Origin of the sequence: Tatumella saanichensis, from assembly GCF_000439375.1 — a bacterium.
Classification (GTDB): Bacteria; Pseudomonadota; Gammaproteobacteria; order Enterobacterales; family Enterobacteriaceae; genus Tatumella; species Tatumella saanichensis.
In genome coordinates, this window is sequence record NZ_ATMI01000003.1 from 140,723 (window position 1) to 147,618 (window position 6,896).

Consider the following 6,896-nt stretch of genomic DNA (forward strand, 5'->3'; position numbering starts at 1 on the left):
TGCCACAGAGGGTCCCTGACAGTGAGAGTCTTGCTATGGAAAATACAGCGCTGCTGCGCCGCCTCAACCCTTTTACCGCCCGAGCCTTAGAAGGGGCCGCATCTTTATGCCAGACCCGCGCTCATCGCGAAATATTACCGGAGCACTGGCTGCTCAAACTGCTAGAGCAAGGGGAGGGCGACATTACGGTACTGGCTCGTCGCTATGAGTGGGATATGGACGCCATATGGCAGGGGCTACTGACCTGGTTGGAGACGCTGCCGCGCTCTGTGCGCGACCGACCGCAGCTGTCCAAGGCACTGAGCCAGTGGTTAAAACAGGCCTGGCTGGTGGCCTCTGTGCAAGGAGAAGAGCAGATCCGTAGCCAACACCTGTTGATGGCAGCTACCGAAAACCCCTCATTACTGCGTTGCGATGCACTGTGGCCATTACTGACCTTAGGCCAAAGTCAGTGGCAACAGCTCGGCCCATTGCTGGATGCTCAATCGGAAGAGTGGGCAGAGGCGCAGCAGCAGGTACTACCGCTTTCCGTGGCTTCCCCCGAAGACGCCGTCACCGGTGATCACCTCAGAGAGCAAGGCCTCCCTGCCTCCCTGCAGCATGCGCTGGATAAATTCACGATCGATATCACGGGAAAAGCCCGACAGGGCAGCATTGATCCCGTTTTTGGCCGAGACAGTGAAATCCGCCAGATGGTGGATATTCTCTCTCGCCGACGCAAAAACAATCCGATCCTGGTCGGCGACCCGGGTGTTGGCAAAACGGCGCTGGTGGAAGGTTTGGCGCTGCGTATTGCTGAAGGAAATGTCCCCGATAGCCTGAAAACCGTCACCCTACGTACCTTAGATTTAGGGTTATTGCAGGCTGGTGCCGGAGTCAAAGGGGAGTTTGAACAACGGTTGAAAAATGTCATCGACGCCGTTCAGCAGTCGCCCACCCCAGTCCTGTTATTTATCGATGAGGCTCACACTATTATTGGGGCCGGCAATCAGGCCGGTGGTGCCGATGCGGCTAATCTTCTGAAACCGGCATTAGCCCGGGGTGAACTGCGGACCATTGCCGCCACCACCTGGAGCGAATACAAACACTATTTTGAGAAGGATGCCGCACTGGAGCGGCGCTTCCAGCAAGTCAAAGTGGATGAACCGGATGACGATAGCGCCTGCCTGATGCTGCGTGGCCTAAAAAGCCGCTATGCAGACTACCACGGGGTACATATCAGCGAGCAGGCTATTCGGGCCGCGGTGACCCTTTCGCGGCGGTATCTTACCGGTCGGCAGTTGCCCGATAAAGCGGTCGATCTGCTGGATACCGCCGCCGCACGGATCCGTATGGGCCTGGATACGGTCCCTGAGCCGTTGACTCTGTTAAAAGCGCAACTGGCGGCCCTCGCCTTAGAAGAGCAGGGGATCCTCGAAGATATCGCCGTCGGCAATCAGCCGCAAGGTGAGCGCTTAAGCCAACTGAAACAACGTTCCGCAGAGATCGAGACCCGTCTGCAGCACTTACAGAGTCGCTTTGAACAAGAAAAAGCCTTGGTTCAAGCATTGATGGCCTGTCGCCAAGATCTCAGTCGGCAAGCTGAACTTCAGGCGCTTCATCAGCAACTTGCCGTGCTGCAACAGGATGAAGGCTTATTGTGCGTGGACGTTGATGCCCGTACCGTGGCCACGGTGATTGCTGACTGGACCGGGGTTCCGCTCTCTTCGCTGATGAAAGATCAACAAAGTGGATTATTAACCCTAGAAGAGATCTTGCAACAGCGGGTGGTAGGGCAGCAAAAGGCACTCTCGGCTATCGCGAAACGCTTACGGGCTGCGGGTACCGGACTGACCCCAGAAAATGGACCTCAGGGCGTGTTCTTGCTGGTGGGCCCAAGTGGCGTTGGTAAAACCGAAACCGCACTGGCACTGGCCGATGTACTCTACGGTGGCGAAAAATCACTGATCACCCTCAACTTGTCGGAATATCAGGAAGCTCATACGGTGTCTCAGTTGAAAGGGTCGCCACCGGGTTATGTCGGTTATGGTCAAGGCGGGGTACTCACCGAAGCGGTACGTAAACGTCCTTACAGCGTGGTTTTGTTAGATGAAGTCGAGAAAGCCCACCCTGATGTGATTAATCTGTTCTATCAGGTCTTCGATCGCGGCTTTATGCGCGACGGAGAAGGTCGAGAAATCGATTTCCGCCACACGGTGATCCTGATGACCTCCAACCTGGGCAGTCAACAACTGATGGCGTTACTGGACGGCGATCCACAGGCCAGTGATCGTTCGCTTCAGGAGTGTCTGCGTCCCCTCTTGTGCCACCATTTTCAGCCGGCACTGTTGGCCCGTTTTCAGACCGTGATTTATCGCCCGCTCTGTCAGCAGGCGATGCGTACCATTGTCACGATTAAGCTGTCCCAGGTCAGCGCCCGTCTACACCGCCATTATGGGCTAACCACCGACATTCAAGACTCGCTGTATGATGCGCTGACCTCGGCCTGTCTGCTACCGGATACCGGTGCCAGAAATATCGACAGCCTGCTCAGCCAGCAAATCTTACCGGTATTGGGTCAACAACTGCTCAGTTATATGGCAGTTAAACAAAAACCGACGGTACTGACACTGGGTTGGAGTGATGATCAGGGTGTGGTGCTGGAGTTCGGCCACCTTTAAGGAGAACCTTATGGCGAGTTACCCTGCAATCAGCTTCAGTCACAGTCACCACCTGTTGTCAGTTAAGGAGTGTGGGGTGACTCCCGATGTCCTGTCCTTCGAAGGGCAGGAATCCTTGAGTGAACCTTTTCGCTATCGTATTGAGTTTACCTGTAGCGATCACCATCTGGACAAACAGAAAGTGCTGCTGAAATCGGCATCATTAACGCTACAAGCAGCGGTGATGACGCTGGCAGGCATTGCCGTGCAGCAGCCATTGCGGGTGATCCAGGGGGTAGTGGCCGGTTTTGAACGTCTGGGTACCTCTAAAGATGAAACCCGCTACGCCCTCACGCTAGCACCGCGCTTGGCGCTGCTGCAGCACTGTTCCCATAACGCGATTTACTTGGATATGTCGGTGCCACAGATCGTCGAGAAAATTCTGCGGGAACGCCATGGTATGCGCGGTCAGGATTTCCTCTTTTCTCTGAGCCGTGAGTATCCGCGCCGCGAGCAGGTCATGCAATATGGCGAGGATGACCTGCATTTTATTACTCGTCTGCTCGGCGAGACGGGGATCTGGTTCCGCTTTAGCGCGGATACGCGGCTACATATCGATGTCGTCGAATTTTGCGACAGCCGCCAACAGTACCAGCAAGCTATCACGTTGCCCTCGGTGCCCCCTTCAGGACAGCATGCTAACGGGACCGATGCGGTATGGGCGATGCAATGCCGTCATCAAGTGGCGGTGCAACAGGTGTCTACCCGCGACTACAACTATCGGCAGGCCAACCAACCGTTAGACACTGTGGTCAATATTTCCGCGCAAGATCCCACCACCTATGGGGAGGCTTATCATTATGCCGATAACTTTCTGCAAGCGGGTGACCCCATCCCCAGGGATCCCGTCACTGAAACGGGGGCCTTCTATGCCCGTCTGCGGCATGAACGTTATCTCAACCAGCAGACTTGCGTCTCAGCGCTCACCAGCAGCCCTGCCTTGAGTCCGGGACAGGTGCTGAAGGTGACCGGCGGCAATGAGGTAGACCCCGTATTTGCTGAAGGGACCCTGATCACGACACTCAGTTGCAGTGCCCGTCGAGACCGAGATTTCCAAGTCAGGTTAACCGGGATCCCTGACAGTATCTTGTACAGTTTTCGCCCTGTGCCTGGCGCACATCCAGTGATGGCGGGGACTTTGCCCGCTCGTATTACCAGCACCACCGTAAACGACCCCTATGGACATATCGATAAACAGGGACGTTACCGTATCAGCCTGCAGTTTGACCGTGAAGAGCGGCAGGCAGGTTTTGAGAGCCTGTGGGTGCGTCTTGCCAGACCTTATGCGGGCGATACCTTCGGTCTGCACCTGCCGCTATTGGCAGGCACCGAAGTGGCTATCGCTTTTGAGAACGGCCATCCGGACCGCCCCTATATCAGCAGTGTGCTCCACGATTCGGCCCATCAGGATCTGGTGACTATCCAAAACTATAAGCGCAACGTGTTACGCACCCCGGCGAATAACAAAATCCGCCTCGACGACGAGCGCGGGAAGGAGCATATCAAGGTCAGCACCGAGTATGGCGGCAAGAGCCAGCTCAACCTCGGACACTTGGTCGACGAAAAGCGTCAGCCTAGGGGCGAGGGGTTTGAACTCAGAACGGACAGTTGGGGTGCCATCCGGGCGCAGAAAGGGCTGTTCATCAGCGCGGACGGGCAGGCGAAAGCGCAGGGTCAGGTACTGGCGATGGAGCAAGCGATTAGCCAGCTGCAACTGGCCCTGAACCAAGTCGAGGCTCTGAGCGGTGCAGTTGAAACAGCCAAAGCCGAACTGGCCGATATTCAGACCCAAAAAATACTACTGGAGCAGGGACTGACAGATTTAAAACAGTCCGCGCTGTTGCTCTCCGCTCCGGAGGGTATTTCCCAGAGTACGCCAAAAAGTGTGCAGCTGTCAGCGGGTGAGAATGTTATCAGCACCAGTGGCAAACATACTGATTTCAGTGCACTGAAAAGATTCACCGTGGCGGCCGGGGAGAGTGTGAGTTTGTTTGCCCAAAAATTGGGTATCAAAATGTTTGCCAGCCGGGGGAAGGTTGAGATACAGGCGCAGGGGGATGAGATGACGCTGGATGCGCTGAAAGATATTCGCATCAGCAGCAGCCAAGGCAAGTTGGTCATCAGCGCGAAGCAGGAAATTATTCTCACCAGCGGAGGCGGCTATATCCGTATTGCTGATGGTGTCGTGGAGTGCGCGGCACCGGACAAAATCATCCAGCGGGCAGCGGTGTGGCAGAAGTTTGGCGGTCAGAGCCTGAGCGTGGCGGCGCAGAGCTGGGAAAACGCTGATTTCTCTTATACACCCAAAGCGATTCACGCCTACGATGGTTCGGCTTTGCCAGCGCAGAAACTGGCCATTCAGGCTAAAGATGCAGCCAGTCAAACCGTCTCTACATCTGAGGATGGAAAGGGTGTTTTGATGAAACAGATTGATATAGTTAAGGATAAAATGCGGTTCGAGGGAGGAGAATAGCTATGACTCAAGCAGCAGCAAACGAGATCGTGATCCGGCCTGAATATGATGAAACCGGACGAGCCTGCTACAGCCTTCCTAATGCCAGAGCTGAAGACCATCTGGTGGTTGCCTGCCCTAAGGTTGCTGAACAGGTGGTCCCGGTTATTTTTCTGCCGGGAGTCATGGGTACGAATCTTAAAAAGCCAAAATCGCCTGAAAAAGTCTGGCGTGCAGACCTTTTTCAAGGTGCAGATGCTCTGGCGTGGCTAACTAAGTCAAAAGAACAAAGAAAAGCACTGTTGGATCCTCTCGCCACCGAAGTGGATTACACGGGGAAGGTGCTTTACGACGATCTCGACGGCAGGGGATTCCCCTCCAGAGCGGCCCGCGGCTGGGGTAGTGCGCTTTTTAAAAGTTACGGCGAATCTCTCCACGTCCTTCAATGTATGCTGAATGATGGTCATATCCTGATTGATAACCTGATCGATGGTACCAAAAGGCAAACGCCCCGACAGTTGCTGATTGGTGAAAATTTAGGAGCAGAGAAAGGCGAAGATGCGCTGACTGAGGCTGAGGTCAGGCGGAGTTATGATTATCTTTTTCCCGTACATGTTTTTGGCTATAACTGGCTGCAGTCAAACGTTGATTCGGCCGGGCACCTCGAACGGTATATCAAGGGAGTATTGGCCACTTACCAGGACAGGCTTGCAGTGAACAAAGTGATTCTGGTCACGCATTCCATGGGCGGCCTTGTAGCCCGACATTATTCAGAAAAAATGAACGGCAGGGACACTATTCTGGGTATCGTTCATGGTGTGATGCCGGATCTGGGATCGCCAGCGGCATATCGCCGAATGAAAACCGGGGAGCGGGGCGTTGTCGGCGCGGTCATTGGCGCTGATGCGGCAAACCTGATGCCCGTTCTGGCCCAGTCCCCCGGTCCGCTTCAGCTGTTACCGGGTAAGGCCTATGGAACGGGTTGGCTGAAAATTAATAGTGGCACGGAAATTGTGAATAAGCCGAAGTTTGACCCCTACACGGAAATTTATCTGAATGAAAGTGACTGGTGGCGGCTGTGTGAGAAAGAATTGTTGCTGGATGATGTAGACAGGGAATGGAAAACTTATCAGAGTCGGATAAAAGAGGATGTTGAATTATTTATTGAAGAATTAAATGACAAATATCATCCCAATACCTACGCATTCTACGGTGCGAGTGAAAAATATCCTTCTGACGATCATCTGATATGGCAGTCGATCCCTGCACCAAGGCCAGTTATGGGCGTATCGCTGGAACTTCCCGTTTACCGGCACGTCGCAGGTCAAACCCTTGAATTGAAGTCTTCAGGCAGCGCCGGGGACGGTACCGTACCTGTACGTGCCGGGCGTATCACATTTTCCGGGATCCGCTCGCTGCTTGCTACTGACGTCGATCATGAAGGTGCCTATGCCGTCGGGGATACAGGTAAGGAAAACGGCCTTTCTGTAGCGATGAAGTTCACGTTACGCTCAATTATCAAATTGGCCGGGGAGGTCGCCTGATGCGGGTAAGACATTTATGGCTGGGATTAATGGTTGTTGTATTTATTCTCTGTACAGTTTTCTGGTTACTCACCCGTCCGTGGCCGGTAGCCTCTTTAACGGCAAAGGAAAAACAAATGACGGATAAGCTTTTTGAACAGACCAAACCCCAGTGTCTTGGTCGCTATCTTTTTGATGTTCCCGTTACATTTAATAATGCTG

Annotated in this window: 3 protein-coding genes and 1 pseudogene; all 4 read left to right on the forward strand. The window is 54.0% G+C overall.

Going from position 1 to position 6,896, the window contains the following annotated elements; translation table 11 throughout:
• The first annotated feature begins 35 nt into the window (after positions 1-35).
• Positions 36-2,660 (forward strand): type VI secretion system ATPase TssH, encoded by a 2,625-nt coding sequence (tssH, locus tag DW47_RS0102705; protein WP_029684803.1) that lies wholly within the window; start codon positions 36-38, stop codon positions 2,658-2,660.
• A 10-nt stretch (positions 2,661-2,670) separates the two neighbouring features.
• On the forward strand, positions 2,671-5,172 hold the full coding sequence (locus DW47_RS0102710) for a type VI secretion system Vgr family protein (protein ID WP_029684804.1): 2,502 nt from the start codon (positions 2,671-2,673) through the stop codon (positions 5,170-5,172).
• Between the two features lie 2 nt (positions 5,173-5,174).
• Positions 5,175-6,695 carry an esterase/lipase family protein gene (locus DW47_RS0102715; RefSeq protein ID WP_029684805.1) on the forward strand — a complete coding sequence of 507 codons (1,521 nt, stop codon included), beginning with the start codon at positions 5,175-5,177 and terminating at the stop codon, positions 6,693-6,695.
• Positions 6,695-6,896: pseudogene (locus tag DW47_RS17600) on the forward strand (T6SS immunity protein Tli4 family protein); the annotation flags it as partial. The gene DW47_RS0102715 and the pseudogene DW47_RS17600, both read left to right, overlap by 1 nt.